Annotated in this window: 16 protein-coding genes; 15 read left to right on the forward strand and 1 reads right to left on the reverse strand. The window is 64.9% G+C overall.

All coding sequences use genetic code 11. From position 1 onward, the window contains the following. Window position 1 precedes the first annotated feature (1 nt). From lysA to AArcCO_RS09035, 3 genes are read left to right on the forward strand one after another with little or no spacing between them, the layout of a single operon-like run. Entirely contained in the window at window positions 2-1,354 is a 1,353-nt protein-coding gene (gene lysA, locus AArcCO_RS09025; protein WP_259533094.1) for a diaminopimelate decarboxylase, read from the forward strand. Beyond that, window positions 1,351-2,373, forward strand: coding sequence for a diaminopimelate epimerase (gene dapF / locus AArcCO_RS09030; RefSeq protein WP_259533095.1), 1,023 nt, complete (start codon window positions 1,351-1,353; stop codon window positions 2,371-2,373). Before lysA ends, dapF begins: the two co-directional genes overlap by 4 nt. 27 nt (window positions 2,374-2,400) lie before the next feature. Continuing rightward, window positions 2,401-3,567, forward strand: coding sequence for a M20 family metallopeptidase (locus tag AArcCO_RS09035; protein ID WP_259533096.1), 1,167 nt, complete (start codon window positions 2,401-2,403; stop codon window positions 3,565-3,567). A 39-nt stretch (window positions 3,568-3,606) separates the two neighbouring features. On the opposite strand, the gene purB is transcribed toward AArcCO_RS09035, so the two are convergent. Continuing rightward, window positions 3,607-5,061 (reverse strand): adenylosuccinate lyase, encoded by a 1,455-nt coding sequence (gene purB, locus AArcCO_RS09040; protein ID WP_259533097.1) that lies wholly within the window; start codon window positions 5,059-5,061, stop codon window positions 3,607-3,609. A gap of 188 nt (window positions 5,062-5,249) precedes the next feature. On the opposite strand from purB, the gene purN reads away from it, so the two are divergent. The 12 genes from purN (at window position 5,250) to AArcCO_RS09100 (ending at window position 17,403) form a co-directional block, all read left to right on the forward strand. After that, window positions 5,250-6,878, forward strand: coding sequence for a phosphoribosylglycinamide formyltransferase (gene purN / locus AArcCO_RS09045; protein WP_259533098.1), 1,629 nt, complete (start codon window positions 5,250-5,252; stop codon window positions 6,876-6,878). Between the two features lie 106 nt (window positions 6,879-6,984). Then, on the forward strand, window positions 6,985-7,398 hold the full coding sequence (ndhC, locus tag AArcCO_RS09050; RefSeq protein ID WP_259533099.1) for an NADH-quinone oxidoreductase subunit A: 414 nt from the start codon (window positions 6,985-6,987) through the stop codon (window positions 7,396-7,398). Continuing rightward, on the forward strand, window positions 7,395-8,096 hold the full coding sequence (locus tag AArcCO_RS09055) for an NADH-quinone oxidoreductase subunit B (RefSeq protein ID WP_259533100.1): 702 nt from the start codon (window positions 7,395-7,397) through the stop codon (window positions 8,094-8,096). The genes ndhC and AArcCO_RS09055 overlap by 4 nt, the downstream gene beginning before the upstream one ends. Further along, window positions 8,093-9,763, forward strand: coding sequence for an NADH-quinone oxidoreductase subunit D (locus tag AArcCO_RS09060; RefSeq protein ID WP_259533101.1), 1,671 nt, complete (start codon window positions 8,093-8,095; stop codon window positions 9,761-9,763). Before AArcCO_RS09055 ends, AArcCO_RS09060 begins: the two co-directional genes overlap by 4 nt. Further along, window positions 9,760-10,821, forward strand: coding sequence for a complex I subunit 1/NuoH family protein (locus AArcCO_RS09065; RefSeq protein WP_259533102.1), 1,062 nt, complete (start codon window positions 9,760-9,762; stop codon window positions 10,819-10,821). The genes AArcCO_RS09060 and AArcCO_RS09065 overlap by 4 nt, the downstream gene beginning before the upstream one ends. 1 nt (window position 10,822) lies before the next feature. Beyond that, on the forward strand, window positions 10,823-11,284 hold the full coding sequence (locus AArcCO_RS09070) for a NuoI/complex I 23 kDa subunit family protein (RefSeq protein WP_259533103.1): 462 nt from the start codon (window positions 10,823-10,825) through the stop codon (window positions 11,282-11,284). A 125-nt stretch (window positions 11,285-11,409) separates the two neighbouring features. Further along, entirely contained in the window at window positions 11,410-11,670 is a 261-nt protein-coding gene (locus AArcCO_RS09075; RefSeq protein WP_259533104.1) for an NADH-quinone oxidoreductase subunit J, read from the forward strand. Further along, complete coding sequence (locus AArcCO_RS09080) at window positions 11,667-12,044, forward strand: proton-conducting membrane transporter (protein ID WP_259533106.1); 378 nt, start codon at window positions 11,667-11,669, stop codon at window positions 12,042-12,044. Before AArcCO_RS09075 ends, AArcCO_RS09080 begins: the two co-directional genes overlap by 4 nt. After that, a complete protein-coding gene (gene nuoK / locus AArcCO_RS09085; protein WP_259533107.1) occupies window positions 12,044-12,346 on the forward strand; it encodes an NADH-quinone oxidoreductase subunit NuoK in 303 nt (100 codons plus the stop codon). Before AArcCO_RS09080 ends, nuoK begins: the two co-directional genes overlap by 1 nt. 4 nt (window positions 12,347-12,350) lie before the next feature. Beyond that, complete coding sequence (nuoL, locus tag AArcCO_RS09090) at window positions 12,351-14,363, forward strand: NADH-quinone oxidoreductase subunit L (RefSeq protein ID WP_259533108.1); 2,013 nt, start codon at window positions 12,351-12,353, stop codon at window positions 14,361-14,363. Next, on the forward strand, window positions 14,363-15,886 hold the full coding sequence (locus AArcCO_RS09095) for a complex I subunit 4 family protein (RefSeq protein WP_259533109.1): 1,524 nt from the start codon (window positions 14,363-14,365) through the stop codon (window positions 15,884-15,886). The genes nuoL and AArcCO_RS09095 overlap by 1 nt, the downstream gene beginning before the upstream one ends. Continuing rightward, on the forward strand, window positions 15,886-17,403 hold the full coding sequence (locus AArcCO_RS09100; protein ID WP_259533110.1) for an NADH-quinone oxidoreductase subunit N: 1,518 nt from the start codon (window positions 15,886-15,888) through the stop codon (window positions 17,401-17,403). Before AArcCO_RS09095 ends, AArcCO_RS09100 begins: the two co-directional genes overlap by 1 nt. Window positions 17,404-17,414 lie beyond the last annotated feature (11 nt).

Raw genomic sequence — 17,414 nt, forward strand, 5'->3', positions numbered from 1 at the left:
GATGGCCGGAACGAACGACGACCGGATCCCGGACCACGACGACCGGATCCCGGACCACGACGATCCAATCCGTCGACTCGACGACTGGAACGCGAACGCACTCGAAGGGTTAGCCGAGGAGTACGACACTCCATTGTACGTCGTCGACCTCGGGCGCGTCACGGAAAACTGCGATCGGCTCCGGGAAGCGTTCCCGGAAGCGGACGTCAGATACGCTGTCAAGGCACACACCGGACGTTCGGTCCTGGAGACAGTCCGACGCGCCGGGCTGGACGCCGAGTGTGCCTCCGCAGGCGAGCTTCAGCGCGCTCTCGCTGCCGGCTTCCCCGGAGACCGGCTCCACTACACCGCGGTGAATCCACCCGCCCACGACCTCGATGCGGTCGTTTCCGCGTGGGAATCCCATCCCGACCTCACTGTCACCGTCGGCGCGACCGACACCCTCGATCGACTCGAGGAACGAGGCTTCGACGGCCGGATCTGTCTCCGCGTCAACCCGGGAATCGGCGCCGGCCACCACGAGAAGGTCCGGACCGGGGGGGACGCGAAGTTCGGCGTCCCGCGTACCCGCGCGTCGGAGGCCGCCATCGACGCCGCGGAACGGTTCGATCTCGTCGGGCTTCATGCACACGCGGGGTCCGGGATCGCCGGAGACGACCTCGCGGACCACCGCGAACTCGTCGACCGAATGGGGAAGCTAGCCCGGACAGTCGCCAACCGGCTCAACGAGGTGGAGTATCCCGGACTCGAATACGTCGACGTCGGCGGCGGGTTCGGCGTCCCGTACCGAGAGGAGGAACCGCCGCTGGATCTGGCTGCGGTCGCTGCGGCCACGAGGGACGCACTCGGTTCCGTTCCGGGGCGAAACGGCAATGGGGCGCGCCTCGCGATCGAACCCGGCCGGTACGTCGTCGCGGACGCCGGCGTGCTGTTGACCCGGGTCAACACGGTCAAGCCGACCGCCGAAACGACGATCGTCGGCGTCGACGCCGGGATGACCGACCTGCTCCGTCCGGCGCTGTACGACGCCTACCATCCGATCGCGAACCTGTCAGCAGGTCGATGCCAGGAGGCGATACCTGCCACAGTCGCGGGACCTATTTGTGAAAGTGCCGATGTCTTCTGTGACAATCGTCCGCTCACCCGGCCCGAGCGCGGTGACGTCCTCGCCGTGGGGATCGCCGGAGCCTACGGGTACGAGATGGCGAGTCAGTACAACTCTCGCCCCCGTCCGGCGGAAGTCGCCGTCGACGGTTCCGACGCGTCCGGCCCCTGTCTGGTCCGGCAGCGGGAAACCGTCGAGGACCTCACCCGGGTCGAGCGACCGATCGAGCCACTGGAGGATTACGAATGAGCCAAACCCACGCAGCCCCGTTCGAGAAGTACCACGGAGCAGGAAACGACTTCGTCGTCGTCGACGCGAGCCACCCCGCCGTCCGGGGGATCCCGGATCGACGGGCGTTCGCGACGACGGTCTGTGACCGAAAGAATGGCGTCTCCCGCCTACAGAACGGGGACGACCACCCGTCCAGGCCGGACGGCGGTGCGACCGCACTCGACGGCGGTTCCGGATCGGCCCTCCCCGAAGGTGTGGTCTCCGAACCCAGGGTCGGTGCCGACGGCGTCCTCTTTCTGGACCTCTCCCCGGAGTTTACCCCAGCCCGGGTCGTCATGACGCTCGTCCAGCCGGACGGCTCGGTGGCGGCGATGTGCGGCAACGGCGCCAGATGTGCCGCCCAGTGGGCCCACGAACGCACCGGCGAGACGGAGTTCATGATCGATACGATGGCGGGGACCCGGTACGCGACGGTCGAACCCGACGAACCGGGCGAGGGATGCGTCGAGATCGAAATGGGGACGCCCAGGTTCGACGAGAGCGTGATCGAACGCGAGATTGGGGAGCTGACCGTTACTGCTGTCGACACCGGGGTCCCACACGCCGTCGCCTTCGTGGACGACGTCTACGAAATCGACCTCGAGTCGGTCGCTCCACCGATCAGACACGCCGACGTCTTCCCCGACGGGGCGAACGTGAACGTCGCCTCCCGCGTCGAGGAATCCACGGACACGGGGGACACAGAAGACAGAGCTGCAACATTCGAACAGCGAACCTACGAGCGGGGGGTCGAAGGAGAAACCCGGTCGTGTGGGACCGGCGCGGTCGCCATCGGCGCAGTCGCGGTTCACCTCGGGATCGTCGAGGGAGACGTCGTTGACCTGCGTCCCTCGGGCGGTGAGCTGCGAGTCCGAGTCCCCGACGGCGAGCCGGCACACCTGTCCGGTCCAGTCGAGCGGGAGTTCACCGGGACGGTGCTTCCGGGCGTCGCCGAAGAGCCGGGAGAACCGCCGGCCGCGGAAGGGTCAGCCAAGTGACGACAGCGTTTCCCCCGTTTCGTATCCGTGAATGAACACTCCCCGGAGTTCGATCCGATCGCGTTCCTCGAAGACGCAGTACAACGACCGTCCAATGAGAGTGTCGAGGACGTCACCGCGTTGCTCGTGGAAACCATCCGGAGCCACACCAATCCCTCCGTCGAGGTGACCACCGACGACCACGGGAACACGCTCGCCCGGAAACAGTCGGGGGCACCCGAGGCCGGCCCACACCTGGTCTTCAACACGCATCTCGACACGGTATCCCCACACGTCCCCTTCGAACGGGACCGGGCCGGAACCGGCGACGACCGGAGCGACGTGATCCGCGGTCGTGGCGCCTGCGACGCCAAGGGCCCGCTCGCGGCGCTGCTTGCGGCGTTCATCTCGGCCCGGCCCGAAACCGGTCGACTCACCCTCGCGGTTACCCCCGACGAGGAGACGCTTTCGACCGGTGCGGCCGGGCTCACCGGCCGCCTGCCGGGCACCGACGACACGCTCGCAGGGGACATGTACGTGGTCGGCGAGCCGACCGAACTCGACGTCTGTACCGCAGCGAAGGGGCGGTTCCAGGGGACGATCGATCTCGACGGCGTGGGAGCCCACGCCGCGGAGCCCGAAAGCGGAGTCAACGCGGTTGCTGCGCTGGAGGGCGCCCTCGGCGCGATCAGGCAGTTCGACGAGGGGTCCAAGTCGCATCCGCAGCTGGGTTCCCCCTCGCTCGTCCCGACGACCGTCGACGGCGGCGAGTCGACGAACCAGGTGCCGGCGTCGTGTCACCTCGTCGTCGACCGTCGTCCGATCCCCCCGGAAACCGCAGCCGAGTTCGAAGCTGCGCTGGAGACCGCTGTCCGTGACGCGATACCGGACGACGTCGGTGTCTCGTTCGACCTCACGGATCGTCCGTCGCCGTTCCTCGAGTCGTTCGCTACCGACCCCGATCACGAACTGGTGGAAACGCTCTCGAAGGCTGCAGCTTCGACCGGGGACGGGGGCAACGTCCGCCCGTTCGCCGCCGCGACGGAGGCGTCCTATTTCGCCCCCGCCCCGACGGTCGTGTTCGGCCCGGGAAGTCTCGCAGACGAGAACGGGCCAGTTGCTCACGCCGATCGAGAGTACGTCCGTGTCGCGTCAGTTCGGCAGGCGGCCACGGCGCTGTCGAAAACGGTCGAGGAGCTTCTCGGACACCGTTGAGCGGACTCGGTGAAAGCGAAATCGACCAACCGACGTGGCTCAGTCGAGTTCGTCGACGAGGTCGTCGGCAAGACCCGTGTAGCCGGCCGGCGACAGCTCCTGTAGATCCGCACGCACCGACTCGTCCACGTCGAGTTCGGCGAACAGCTCACGGAACGCCTCGAGGGTGACGCGCTGCCCCCGAGTGAGCTCCTTTACTCGTTCGTACGCCTCGGTATCTCCCTCCCGCCGGAGAATCGTCTGGACAGCCTCGCCGATCACCTCGGGAGTTGCCTCGAGCTCCTCGCGCATCACCCGCTCGTTGGGCGTCACTTTCTCGAGCCCGTCCGCGAGTTTCGAGTAGGCGATCAGACAGTGCGCCAGGGCGGCACCGACGTTCCGTTTCACCGTCGAGTCCGAGAGGTCACGCTGGAGTCGGGAGGTGGTCACGTAGTCGGCGAGGAACGTGAGGTCGCTGTTCGCCTTCGAGAGATTCCCCTCCGCGTTCTCGAAGTCGATCGGATTCACCTTGTGCGGCATCGTCGAGGAGCCCGTCTCCCCCTCGGTGGCCTCCTGGCCGAGATACCGGTCGGAGACGTACAGCCAGGCGTCGAGCGCCAGGTCCCGCAGAACGTTGTTGACACCCCGGACGGCGTCGAACAGCTCCGCGAGGTCGTCACAGGGGTTCACCTGCGTCGCGAGCGGACGGTGATCGAGTCCGATCGATTCGACAAACGACCGCGAGAACGACCGCCAGTCGACGTCCGGGTAGGCCGCGTGGTGGGCGGCGTAGGTTCCCGACGCGCCGGCGAGCTTGCCCGCGAGACTGTCGACGGCCGCGACGAGTCGAGCCTCGGTCTCGCGGGTTCTGGCGGCGTACACTGCCATCTCCTTGCCGAACGTGGTCGGCGTCGCAGGCTGACCGTGCGTGCGTGCAAGCATCGGGACGTCGCGGTGGTCGCGAGCCATCGACGCCAGCCTCTCTCGCACGTCACGTATCGCCGGGAGCACCACGTCCTCGAGAGCGTCACGGACGAGCAGACGGTGGGCGAGGTTGTTGACGTCCTCGCTGGTCAGCCCGAAGTGGATCCACGGGTACAGCCGTTCTGCGTCCTCGATCTCGTCTGCCGCCTCCAGATGGATCCTGAGGAAATACTCGACTGCTTTCACGTCGTGATTCGTCGGCTCGTACCCGTGGGACCCCTTCGTTTCGAGCCGCTTTACGAGGCGGGCGTCCTCGGCGTCGAACCCTTCGACGGCGTCCCGAATCGCGGCCCGGTCGTCCCGGGTGAGCGAAAGCGGGATCGCATCGAGATCGGCCAGCGCGAGGAGATACGCAGCCTCGACGTGGACTCGGGCCCGCATCAGCCCCGCCTCGCTCGCGTACGGCGACAGCGGCGTCGTTCTCCCCGCATAACGTCCGTCCAGCGGTGAAACGGCCGCGAGCGGATCCGATCGCGGGAGGTCCGACAGCGCACCCGTCCCCCAGGTCGACGGCTCGGTGTCTGTGGGCATGCCCGCTCGTGCCGTCGGGACGCGCAAAAGGCTGTCGGTGCGGCCAGCTCTCGGTGGCCACGGGCGTGCATATACTCCGGTAGTAGCTGCAATAATGACAGGTATGTATCCGAGAACGTGCGTATTTTCTCGAGACAAGGGAGGGGACGACCGGAACGGTTTTCCGAAGGCACGGGGAGTGATCACACATGGTGAAACTCGCTGGACTGGCGAGCAATCGGGGACGGAACCTGCTTCGGATCGACGAACTCGCGCCCGGCGGTGCCGAGTTCACCGTCGTGGTCACGAACCACGAGGGGGCGCCCGTGGTGGAGTCGGCCTCCGAGCGCGGAATTCCCACCGAGGTAGTCGAACGGGACGACGGCGAGTCGCGGATCGCTCACGAGCGCCGGTTGCTCGAGCGTCTCGAAGCGTACGACTTCGATCTGGTGTGTCTCGACGGCTACATGCGGGTGTTGACCGATGAGTTCCTGAACCAGGTGCCGGTAACTCTCAACGTCCATCCGTCGCTTCTGCCCGCGTTTCCCGGCGCGAACGCCCACGAGGACGCTCTCGAAGCGGGCGTCCGTACCTCCGGCTGTACGGTCCACGTCGTCACCGAGGAGGTGGACGGCGGGCCGATCGTGACCCAGGAACCGGTGCCGGTGTACGCGGACGACGACGAATCGACTCTCAAACGACGAGTGCTCGAGCGTGCCGAATACGTCGCGTATCCACGGGCAGTACGCTGGTTCGCCGAGGACCGCGTGGTCGTCGGTCACGACGGGGACGGTCGACCCACGCACGTCCACGTCGACGGCGACATAGACGACGCGTTTCCGGAACGCCGGATCGCCTCCAGCGACCGGGTTCGCAGGCTTCGCTACGGGGAAAACCCCCATCAGGAGGCGGCTGTCTATGCGGATCCGACCTGCAAGGAGCCGAACGTAGTGGACGCCAAGCAACGCAATCCCGGGGCAAAGGCGCTGTCGTACAACAACTACAACGACGCCGACGCCGCGTTGCGGCTCGTACGGGAGTTCGAGGATCCGGCCGCCGCCGTAATCAAACACGCGAATCCGGCCGGCTGTGCGACCGCCGACTCGCTCGCGGACGCCTACGACCGCGCGCTCAGAACGGACGCCAAGTCCGCGTTCGGAGGGATCGTCTCGCTCAACCGAACGTGTGACGTCGAGACTGCAGAGCGAATCGTCGACTCCTTCAAGGAGGTCGTGGTGGCTCCTGGATACACCGACGGCGCAATCGCGGTGTTGGGCGAGCGCACGGACCTTCGGGTGCTCGACGTCGGTCCGTTCGGCGAGGGATCGACCGACGGAACCACCGCCGAACAGACGGACCGGCCACCGATGACCGAAAAGCCGATCGTGGGCGGACGCCTCCTCCAGGAACGCGACGAGTGGGCCCCGTCGGCCGAGGAGCTCGAAGTCGTCACCGAACGGGAGCCGACCGACGCGGAGATCGAAACGATGCTGTTCGCCTGGAAGACACTCAAACACGTCAAATCGAACGGGATCGTCTTCGCGACCGGGACGGAGACGGTCGGACTCGGTGTCGGCCAGGTCAGTCGGGTCGACGCCGTGAACATCGCCGCGATGAAAGCCGAAAAGGACGCCGACGGGAAATCCGCCGAAGGTGCGGTGATGGCTTCGGACGCGTTCTTCCCGTTCCCCGACGGGATCGAAGACGCCGCCGAGTCCGGAATCGAAGCGGTGATCCAGCCGGGGGGCTCCGTCAACGACGCCGACGTGATCGAGGCCGCCGACGATCACGGGATGGCGATGGCGTTCACCGGTCGGCGGTGCTTCCGACACGACTGACAGCCGTGGGTCGGTTCCTCACGGTGATTTAAACACGTTCTCGACTAAGAATCAACCCTTATATATTGGGCCATCCAACCCTCGAGCGTTACGGAGAACTCCCCTAATGAGCTGGATAGCGATTGGCGCGCTCGCGGTGGTCGGACTCGTCATCGGACTGTCGATGATGGTGATATCCGCCCTGATCCGGCCGAGTGTGCCCGAACAAGGTAAAACCGCCATATACGAGAGCGGTGAGGTGCCGACCGGCACGGCGAGGCTGCGATTCAACATCCAATACTACATGGTTGCGCTGCTTTTCGTCGTGTTCGACATCGAGACGGTCATGCTGTTCCCGTGGGTGCTGGTGTATCGTCCGGCGCTGGAGCAAGGCGTCCCGGCGATGCAGCTGCTCGCCCCGATGTTGATCTTCGTCGGCATCCTGGTCATCGGTCTCGTGTGGGCGTGGCGCATCGGCGCGGTACAGTGGGTGAAATCACCGCGGGCGACCAGACGGAAGACGGAGCGTGATGCACAATGAGCACGGAACGAGAACCGTTCGTCGCCGACGAATCGAAGGTACAGACGGACACTCGCGACGCCCGGATGACGGGACAGGACAACCGATTTAACTCCCCCCTGCGGGACGCGCTCGGTTCCTCGCCGTTCATTCTCACGAAGTTCGACAAGTTCATGAACTGGGCGCGGGGGTCGTCGATGTTCATGCTGCAGTTCGGGATCGCCTGCTGCAGCATCGAGATGATGCACACCTACGCGGTCAAACACGACCTCGACCGCTTTCATGCGGGCGTCCCGCGCGCCTCTCCGCGGCAGGCGGACGTGATCATCGTTCCCGGGACCGTGGTATCGAAGTTCGCTCCGCGGATGAAGCGGGTGTACGACCAGATGCCCGAGCCGAAATTCGTCGTCGGAATGGGATCGTGTACTATCTCCGGCGGCCCCTTCCAGGAGGGGTACAACGTCGTCAAAGGCGCCGAGGAAGTCATTCCGGTCGACATCCACATTCCCGGCTGTCCTCCCCGACCCGAGGCGCTCATCTACGCGATCGCGAAGCTTCAAGAGCGCATCGCGAACGGCGAGTCCAGCCCCGTCACAGTGAAGCCGTACGAGCTCGAGCAGTTCGGCGACCTCGAACGGGACGAGATCGTCGACAAGCTGGCCGAACAGATCGACGAGGACGATCTGGTGATGCGTTACAACTGGGCTGATTCGCCATGAGCATGGAAAAACAGACGACCGAAACCGGACCGGAACCCATCGCACAGCAAGAGCCCGACGAACTGGAGTCGCTGCTGGGTGATCTGGTGCTCGAACGCGACGATCACGTCAACGCTCCCGGGTTCGTAATCCGCCCGGATCACGTTCAGGACACGCTCTCGCTGCTCAAGGAGGAGGCCGGCTTCGACCACCTCTCGTGTGTGACCGCCCAGGAGTACGAGGACCGTTACGAGTCGATCTACCACCTGAAGAAGTTCGACGATCCGACCCAGGAAGTCGACGTGGTCGTTCCCGCCGACAAGGACCGACCCGTCTCGGAATCGGCCGAGCCAGTGTTCAGGACGGCCGACTGGCACGAGCGGGAGGCGTACGACCTGGTCGGGATCGAGTACGACGATCACCCCGACCTCAGACGGATCCTGCTTCCCGAGACCTGGCAGGGACATCCGCTGTCGATGGACTACGACGGCAACCAGCCCCAGATCGTCCCACTGCGGGAACACGCCAACCCGCTACAGGAGGATCACATGGACGCCGAGGCGGACACGATGTTCCTGAACATCGGTCCCCACCACCCGGCGACCCACGGGGTGCTCCACCTCAAGTGCGTGCTCGACGGCGAGCAGGTTGCCGACGTCGAATGTGACATCGGCTACCTCCACCGGTGTGAAGAGCAGATGTGTCAGCAGGGCACCTATCGCCACCAGATCATGCCCTACCCGGATCGCTGGGACTACACACCCGGCGGAATATTGAACGAGTGGGCGTACGCGCGAGCGGCCGAAGATCTGGCGGACATCGAGGTCCCCGAGTACGCGCAGGTGCTCCGGACGATGAGCGCCGAACTCACTCGGATCGCTGCGCACATGCTTGCGCTTGGAACGTTCGGGCTCGACGTGTACGGCGACTTCACGGCGATCTTCATGTACGCCGTCAAGGAGCGCGAGAAGGTACAGAACATCCTCGAAGAGCTTACCGGCCAGCGGCTGATGTTCAACTACCTCCGGCTCGGCGGAGTCGTCTGGGACATCCCGGAGCCCCGCGAGGAGTTCTTCTCGATGACCAGGGACTTCCTCGACGAGCTCCCGGTCGCGATCCAGGAGTTCAACGACCTCGTCACCAGCAACGAGATCTTCCAGATGCGGACGATCGACACCGGCGTGCTCCCGCCGGAGGTCGCGAAAAACTACGGCGCCACCGGCCCGATCGTTCGGGGCTCCGGCGTCGATTACGACCTCCGCCGTGACGACCCGTACGGCTACTACGACGAGCTCGACTGGGACGTCATCACGATGGACGGCTGTGACAACTACAGTCGGGTGCTCGTCCGGATGAAGGAAGTCGAAGAGTCCGCGAAGATCATCGAGCAGTGCGTCGACCTGCTCGAAGACTGGCCCGAAGACGAGCGCAACATCCAGGCGAACGTCCCGCGGACCCTCAAGCCCGAGAAGGACAAGGAGATATACCGGGCAGTCGAGGGTGCAAAAGGTGAACTCGGCATCTACATCCGCTCGGACGGGACCGACAAGCCCGCCCGGTTCAAGATTCGGAGCCCGTGTTTCTCCAACCTGCAGACCCTGCCGGAGATGTCCACCGGGGAGTACATCCCGGACATGGTCGCGTCGCTGGGTAGCCTCGACATCGTTCTCGGGGAGGTGGACCGGTGACGCCCCTCCAGCTGTTCCCCGAACAGATCGCCGATCTGCTCGGGCTCGAGGGGTTGCTCGGTGCCGTCGTCGGAGGCGCCATCGGGGCGGCGTTCGTCGCGGTCGTCATGCTGAGCATGACCGCTCTCGCCGGCCCGTGGGCGAAACGGAAAATCACCGCGGCGTTCACCGACCGGTACTCGGTCGAACGGGTCGGACCGTGGGGCCTCGGGACGATCATCGTCGACTCGGTTCGCCTGCTGTCGAAGGAACTCATCATTCCCGACGGCGTCGAACGCCCGTCGTACGATCTCGCGCCGTTGATCCTGCCGGCGTCGGCGATTCTCGGCTTCGCGGTTATTCCGATGGGTGATCTCGGACCGTTCAACATCCATCTGGCCGATCCGGAAGTCGGACTGGTCTTGGTGTTCGCGTTCGCGTCCATCGCGTCGATCTCGCTCGTGATGGGTGGGTACGCCTCGAACAACAAGTACTCGCTTCTGGGATCACTGCGTGCGGTCGCTCAGAACATCGCCTACGAGATCCCGCTGATCCTCGCGGCGATGTCGGTGGTGATCTTCGCCGGAACGCTCCAGTTGGGCGAGATCGTCGCCGCACAGCAGACCGCACTCGTCACGATCGCCGGCTTCGAGATCCCGGCGTGGTACGCGATCGTCAACCCGTTCGCGTTCGTGTTGTTCCTTACGGCGAGCATGGCCGAGATCGGACGCAACCCCTTCGACATTCCGGAGGCGCCGACCGAGATCGTCGCAGGCTACCAGACCGAGTACTCCAGCGTCTACTTCGTGCTGTTCTACCTCGGGGAGTTCCTGCACATCTTCCTCGGCGGTGCGATACTGGCGACGGTGTTCCTGGGTGGCCCGGCAGGACCGGTCCTGCCGGGCTTCGTCTGGTTCATCATCAAGATCTGGGCGTTCTTCCTCTTGACCCAGTGGCTCCGCTCGGCAATTCCGCGGGTCAGGATCGACCAGCTGATCGAGATCGGCTGGAAGGGACTCCTCGTGCTCGCGCTCGCCAACTTCGTGTTGACCGCGGTTATCGTGGGGGTGATCGTCTGATATGATCGGACTGCTCAAATCGATGGCGGTGACGATGAAACACGCACTGGACGGCAAGAAGTTCACAGTGAAATATCCGGAAGAGGAGCCGGAAGTGAGCCCGCGTTTCCGCGGAGTCCACAAGTACAGCCAGGAGCGATGTATCTGGTGTCGTCAGTGCGAAGGCGTCTGTCCGAACGACACGATCCAGATCGTGATGGACGACCAGCGAAACGGCGAACAGTACAACCTCCACATCGGACAGTGCATCTACTGTCGGCTGTGCGAGGAGGTCTGTCCGACCGACGCGATACTGCTCACGCAGAACTTCGAGTTTACGGCGGACAGCAAACACGAGTTCGCCTACAATAAAGAACAGCTGAAGAACGTACCCTGGTATAAGGGGATTGACCCGCTCCAGGCGCGCGAATCGGACAAAAGCGCCTGGGTGGGCGAAGGGGACGGGGAGATCGACTACCAGTAAGAGTACGGGACCGATTCGCCCGTGGGTTCAAAGGGTCGCCGCAGCCGGGGGCCCGATTCCCGCACGGTGACAGCGGCGATCGGACTCGTAATCTTCAAAGGGATACCTCAAGCACACTTAACACAATGGTATATGAAATCGTCGCGTTCGCGCTGTTCGCCCTGGTGACAGTGGGGTTCAGCCTGGGCGTCGTCCTCGCACGGAACGTGTTCAACGCCGTGTTGATGCTGGGCGGCGCGCTGATCAGCGTCGCGGTGCATTACGTGATGTTGCAGGCGGAGTTCCTCGCCGCGGTTCAGATCCTCGTGTACGTCGGCGGGGTACTGGTGCTCATCACGTTCGCCGTGATGCTGACGCGCAACGAAACGGAGGTGGTAACGGCATGACAGGACGCAACCGGCTACTGCCGGGATTGGCCGCGGTCGCATTGTTCGTCGTGATGGCGGTCGTCTTCGTGACCGCACCGTTCGGGGCCGCCGCGGGCTTTCCGGAGGGAGAGTCGCTCGTGATGAACCTCGGATACGCCCTGTTCGATCTCGAGCTGGGCGGGATCCCCGCTGAAGGCTTCCTCGCGGCGTTCCTGATCATCGCGATCGCCCTCGACGTCGCGATCGACTCGGCGATCTTCCTCGCCAAACGCGAGGACGGTGGTCGGTTCGAGACCGGCTTCGGCGGCACAGACGACGAATCGGACGCTGCACCTGCCGGCGGTGCTGCGACGGCCGCCGACGGGGGCGCTTCCGAAGGGGGTGACGTCTGATGGTGTCACCGGAATACTACCTGCTGCTTTCGGCCGCAGTCTTCTCCATCGGTCTGTTCGGTGTTTTGACGCGGCGGAACGCACTGTACTTCCTGATGTCTGTCGAGTTGATGCTGAACGCGGCGGCCATCAACTTCGTCGCGTTCTCCCTGTACTGGGGGAACATGACCGGACAGACGTTCACGCTGTTCGTAATCGCGCTCGCGGCCGCGGAAGTCGCCGTCGGGCTCGGCATCATCCTCGTGCTGTATCGCAACTTCGGTGAACTGGACGTGACCAAAGCCGCAACGATGAGGTGGTAAATTCATGGCTGCATTCGACTACGTACCGGCGATCGTGTTGTTGCCGTTCGTGGCGTTCGTCATCAGCGTGTTCGCTGGACGACTGCTGCCGAAGAAAGGGGCCTTCGCCGGGATCGCCGCGACCGCCGGATCGCTTTTGTTTTCGATCTGGGTGGGCGCGTCGCTCGCGCTGGGGGCTGACCCGATCCAGGAAACGCTGTACACGTGGGCCGCGGCCGACACCTACGAGCTCACGTTCGGAATCCTGATCGATCCGCTCTCGGCGCTGATGCTCGTGATCGTGTCGCTGATCGCCTTCCTCGTCCACGTGTTCAGCCTCGGCTATATGAACGACGAGGGGGAACGCGACCTCCCGAGGTACTACGCCGGACTCGGGCTGTTCACGGCGTCGATGCTCGGGTTCGTCGTGGCGGACAACCTGCTGATGGCGTTTATGTTCTTCGAGCTGGTGGGGCTGTGTTCGTACCTCCTCATCGGCTTCTGGTTCCGCGAGGCAGGTCCGCCCAGTGCCGCAAAGAAGGCGTTCCTCGTTACGCGGTTCGGCGACTACTTCTTCCTGATCGGCGTGGTTGCCGTCTTCGCGACGTTCGGCACCGCCCAGTTCGCGGGCGCGGGCTCGTTCCCCGAACTGGCCGATCTCGCGATGCAGGGCGAAGAGACGATCTGGACGCCCGGCGACCTGGGCGTCGAGACCTGGCTGACGATCGTCGGCCTGCTCGTGCTGGGCGGCGTCGTCGGCAAGTCCGCGCAGTTCCCGCTGCACACCTGGCTGCCCGACGCGATGGAAGGCCCGACCCCGGTGTCGGCGCTGATCCACGCCGCGACGATGGTCGCCGCCGGCGTCTACCTCGTCGCGCGGATCTACGGGTTCTATGCAGTGACCCCGACCACGCTGGCGATCATCGCCTTTGTCGGCGGGTTCACCGCGCTGTTCGCGGCGACGATGGGCGTCGTCAAGGACGAACTCAAGCAGGTGCTCGCCTACTCGACGATCTCCCAGTACGGGTATATGATGCTCGCGCTGGGTGTCGGCTCCTACGTGGCCGCGACGTTCCACCTGATGACCCACGCGTTCTTCAAGGCGCTTCTGTTCCTCGGCGCCGGGTCGGTGATCATCGCGATGCACCACAACGAGAACATGTGGGACATGGGCGGCCTGAAAGACCGGATGCCGGTCACCTACTGGACGTTCCTCGCGGGGTCGCTCGCACTCGCGGGCATCTTCCCGTTCGCCGGCTTCTGGTCGAAGGACGAAGTGCTGTACGAGGCGTTCGTTCACGGCCTGAACGAACCGCTCCTGCTCGGTGCGTACGTGATGGGGCTTTTGGCCGTACCGGTGACCGCCTTCTACACCTTCCGGATGGTGTTTCTCACCTTCCACGGCGAGCCCCGGAGTGACCTCGCCGAGGACCCCCACGGCGTGCGCTGGAACGTGAAGTTCCCGCTCGTGGTGCTCGGCGTGCTGGCGGTCGTCGCTGGCTTCGTCAACATGGTCCCGGTCCAGAAGCTCACCGGGATCCAGCTGGACTATCTCACACAGTGGCTCGACTCCGGGTTCCCTGCGGTGAGCTACTCGCATTACAACGATCTCATTGCGTTCTCCGCCGGCACGATCGCGGACTCGCCGGAGGTAACCGTGATCGTCGCGGCCGGCGTGTCGCTGGGGCTGGCAGTGCTCGGGCTGCTCGTCGCCTGGCAGCTGTACAACGTCCCCGAGCCGACCGAACACACTGAGAAACTCGGAACGGTCAAAGACGTGCTGTACAACAACTACTACCAGGACGAATACCAGGTCTGGCTGGCGAACAGGGCGGCAGACGTCGCGGGCGCCGCGGATCGGTTCGACCAGGGCGTCGTCGACGGCGTCGTCAACGGCATCTCCTCGGTCAGCCTCGCTGCAGGGAGCCGCGTTCGGCGGCTCCAGACCGGCGTGGTGACCAACTACGCTGCGCTGCTTACACTCGGGCTCGTAGCGCTGATCGTGATCCTCGGCGTCGCAGGGGGGTGGTTCCTGTGATGCTCGAAGCGCTACTCGCCGTGACGTTCCTCTCGGCGTTCGTCGTGCTGCTGTCGCCCGACGAGTACGCCGGAAAGCTGGCGTTCGCACTGAGCCTGATCCCGCTTGCGGGCAGTCTACTCCTGTGGCGAGGATTCGACGCCGCCGGTAACGCGCTTACCGACGGGACGCTCGCGTTCGAGACGCAGGCGACGTGGGTCGAGTTCGCGGGCTACGAGATTCAGTGGTTCGTCGGACTGGACGGCATCAGTCTGCCGCTGGTCGTGTTGACGGCGTTCCTCACGACGCTTTCGATCGTGAGCGCCTGGACGCCGATCGACGAACGCCAGAGCCAGTTTTACGGCCTCATGCTGTTCATGGAGGCGAACCTGCTTGGTGTGTTCGTCGCGCTCGACTTCTTCCTGTGGTTCGTCTTCTGGGAGGCAGTACTTCTGCCGATGTACTTCCTGATCGGCGTGTGGGGCGGCCCGCGCCGGAAGTACGCCGCGATCAAGTTCTTCGTGTACACGAACGTGGCGTCGCTAGTAATGTTCATCGGCTACATGGCGCTGGTCTTCTCGCTGCCGGTCGAGACGTTCGGTCTGCCGGAGACGACCGCCGCGATCGCGGCAGGACAGATCGACCCCATCCTCGGCCTGGCGCCGTCGACGCTGCTTACGGCAGCGTTCGTCGCAATGTTCTTCGGGTTCGCGGTGAAGGTGCCGGTCGTCCCGCTTCACACCTGGCTGCCGGACGCCCACGTCGAGGCGCCCACGCCGGTGTCGGTGATGCTGGCGGGCGTCCTGTTGAAGATGGGCACCTACGCGCTGCTCCGGTTCAACTTCACGATGCTTCCCGAGCAGGCGTCCGCGCTCGCGATCCCGATCGCGATCATCGCGGTGCTCAGCGTGATCTACGGTGCGATGCTCGCGCTTGCCCAGCAGGACCTCAAGCGGATCGTCGCCTACTCGTCGGTGTCGTCGATGGGCTACGTCATCCTCGGACTCGTCGCGTTTACCGAGTACGGCGTCGGCGGCGCGACGTTCCAGATGATCGCCCACGGCCTCATCTCGGGGCTGATGTTCATGGCGGTCGGCGTCGTGTACAACGCGACCCACACCCGGATGGTGACCGACATGTCCGGGATGGCAGACAGGATGCCGATCGCGGTGTGGATCCTCGTTGCCGGCGCGTTCGCGTACATGGGCCTGCCGCTGATGGCCGGATTCGCCGGCGAGTTCTTCATCTTCGTGGGCTCGTTCGGCTCGCCGGCCGCCGCCGGACTGATGCCGCTGTTTACGGCGCTTGCGATGTTCGGCATCGTCATCGTCGCCGGCTACCTGCTGTTTGCGATGCAGAAGACGCTGTTCGGGCCGTACCGGCTGGAAGCCGACTACGACGTCGGGCGCGCTCCGGTTCACGACGTGCTGCCGCTTGCGGCGCTGCTCGCGGCGATCATCGTGCTCGGGGTCGTCCCCGACTTGTTCTTCGAGATGATTAGGGACGCAGTTATGCCGCTCGTCGAGAACGGAGGTGGACTGTAATGGTGGCACCCGAATCGGTGATGGCGGCCTCGGAGTGGTTCGCGCTCGCGCCGCCGGTCGTGTTGATCCTTACGGCACTCCTGCTGTTGACGGTCGACGCGATCCGCCCCGACGACCCGTCTAACGGACTGTTCGCGGGTATATCGGCGACCGGCGCGCTCGTTGCGCTGGCGTTTTCGGTGTGGTATCTCGTCGCCGGGGACGCCGTAAACGGGGGCGCGGTGACGTTCTTCAGTGACGCGATCGTCGTCGACGGAATGGCGCTGTTCTTCACCGCCATCTTCGCCTCCGTCGCGGCGATGGTCGTCGTCGCGAGTTTCAACTACCTCGAAGACCTCGACAACACCGCCGAGTTCTACTCGCTCGTGCTGTTTGCGACGTCCGGGATGGCGCTGATGGCCGTCTCGAACTCGCTGGCGACGGTGTTCGTCTCACTCGAACTGGCGTCGCTGCCGTCGTACGCCCTCGTCGCGTTCCTCAAGAGTGACAAGGGCAGCATCGAGGCGGGGACGAAATACTTCCTCATCGGCGCGGTCTCGTCTGCGATATTCGCGTTCGGGATCTCGCTCGTGTACGCCGCGACTGGCTCGCTGCTGTTGCCGGAGGTCGCCGCCGGCCTCGCCGACGTCGACGGGCTGGCCGGCGTCGCCGGCATCGGTATCCTGATGGTGCTCGGCGGGTTCGCGTTCAAGACCGCCTCCGTCCCGTTCCACTTCTGGGCGCCGGAGGCGTACGAGGGCGCGCCCGCACCGGTGAGCGCCTTCCTCTCGTCGGCCTCGAAGGCCGCCGGCTTCGTGGTGGCGTTCCGGGTGTTCGTCGAAGCGTTCCCGCTTGCGACCGCGGCCGCGATCAACGTCGACTGGGCGCTCGCCTTTGCGATTCTGGCGGTCCTGACGATGACCGTCGGTAACTTCGCGGCGGCAGTCCAGGAGAACGTGAAACGGATGCTCGCCTACTCGTCGGTCGGGCACGCGGGCTACGCGCTGATCGGGCTCGCGGCGCTTTCCGCCGGCGGTCCCCACAACGCGGACGTGATGGGTGCGGCGATGACCCACCTGCTCGTCTACGGGTTCATGAACACCGGGGCGTTCCTGTTCGTCGCCATGGTCGAGTACTGGGGCGTCGGGCGGACGTACGACGACTACGCCGGTCTCGCCCGGAAGGCCCCGATGGCCAGCGTCGCGATGACGGTGTTCATGTTCTCGCTCGCGGGGCTGCCGCCCTTCGGCGGCTTCTTCTCGAAGTACTTCCTGTTCGCGGGCGCGATCCAGAACGGCTTCGTCTACCTCGCGGCGGTCGGCGCGGTGAACAGCGCGCTGTCGCTGTACTTCTACAGCCGCGTGGTGAAAGCGCTGTGGATCGACGACCCCACCGGGAGCCTCGATGCGGTCGGCTCCCGACCGACCGGGATCTACGCGGCGATCATGTTCGCTGCCGTGGCGACCGTACTGCTGCTGCCGGGAATCGGCCCGGTCATCGAGACGGCGCAGGCGGTGGCGGCGGTCCTGTTCGCCTGATCGGCGACGAC

Source organism: Halalkaliarchaeum sp. AArc-CO, from assembly GCF_024972735.1.
Lineage (GTDB): Archaea > Halobacteriota > Halobacteria > Halobacteriales > Haloferacaceae > Halalkaliarchaeum.

Excerpts from the sequence above, each read along its gene's own strand:
- purN (WP_259533098.1), top strand. The coding sequence starts at position 5,250 with ATGGTGAAACTCGCTGGACTGGCGAGCAATCGGGGACGGAACCTGCTT.
- AArcCO_RS09060 (WP_259533101.1), top strand. The coding sequence starts at position 8,093 with ATGAGCATGGAAAAACAGACGACCGAAACCGGACCGGAACCCATCGCA.
- AArcCO_RS09080 (WP_259533106.1), top strand. The coding sequence starts at position 11,667 with ATGACAGGACGCAACCGGCTACTGCCGGGATTGGCCGCGGTCGCATTG.
- nuoK (WP_259533107.1), top strand. The coding sequence starts at position 12,044 with ATGGTGTCACCGGAATACTACCTGCTGCTTTCGGCCGCAGTCTTCTCC.
- AArcCO_RS09095 (WP_259533109.1), top strand. The coding sequence starts at position 14,363 with ATGCTCGAAGCGCTACTCGCCGTGACGTTCCTCTCGGCGTTCGTCGTG.
- AArcCO_RS09100 (WP_259533110.1), top strand. The coding sequence starts at position 15,886 with ATGGTGGCACCCGAATCGGTGATGGCGGCCTCGGAGTGGTTCGCGCTC.
- AArcCO_RS09075 (WP_259533104.1), top strand. The coding sequence starts at position 11,410 with ATGGTATATGAAATCGTCGCGTTCGCGCTGTTCGCCCTGGTGACAGTG.
- AArcCO_RS09070 (WP_259533103.1), top strand. The coding sequence starts at position 10,823 with ATGATCGGACTGCTCAAATCGATGGCGGTGACGATGAAACACGCACTG.
- lysA (WP_259533094.1), top strand. The coding sequence starts at position 2 with ATGGCCGGAACGAACGACGACCGGATCCCGGACCACGACGACCGGATC.
- AArcCO_RS09055 (WP_259533100.1), top strand. The coding sequence starts at position 7,395 with ATGAGCACGGAACGAGAACCGTTCGTCGCCGACGAATCGAAGGTACAG.
- nuoL (WP_259533108.1), top strand. The coding sequence starts at position 12,351 with ATGGCTGCATTCGACTACGTACCGGCGATCGTGTTGTTGCCGTTCGTG.
- purB (WP_259533097.1), bottom strand. The coding sequence starts at position 5,061 with ATGCCCACAGACACCGAGCCGTCGACCTGGGGGACGGGTGCGCTGTCG.
- dapF (WP_259533095.1), top strand. The coding sequence starts at position 1,351 with ATGAGCCAAACCCACGCAGCCCCGTTCGAGAAGTACCACGGAGCAGGA.
- ndhC (WP_259533099.1), top strand. The coding sequence starts at position 6,985 with ATGAGCTGGATAGCGATTGGCGCGCTCGCGGTGGTCGGACTCGTCATC.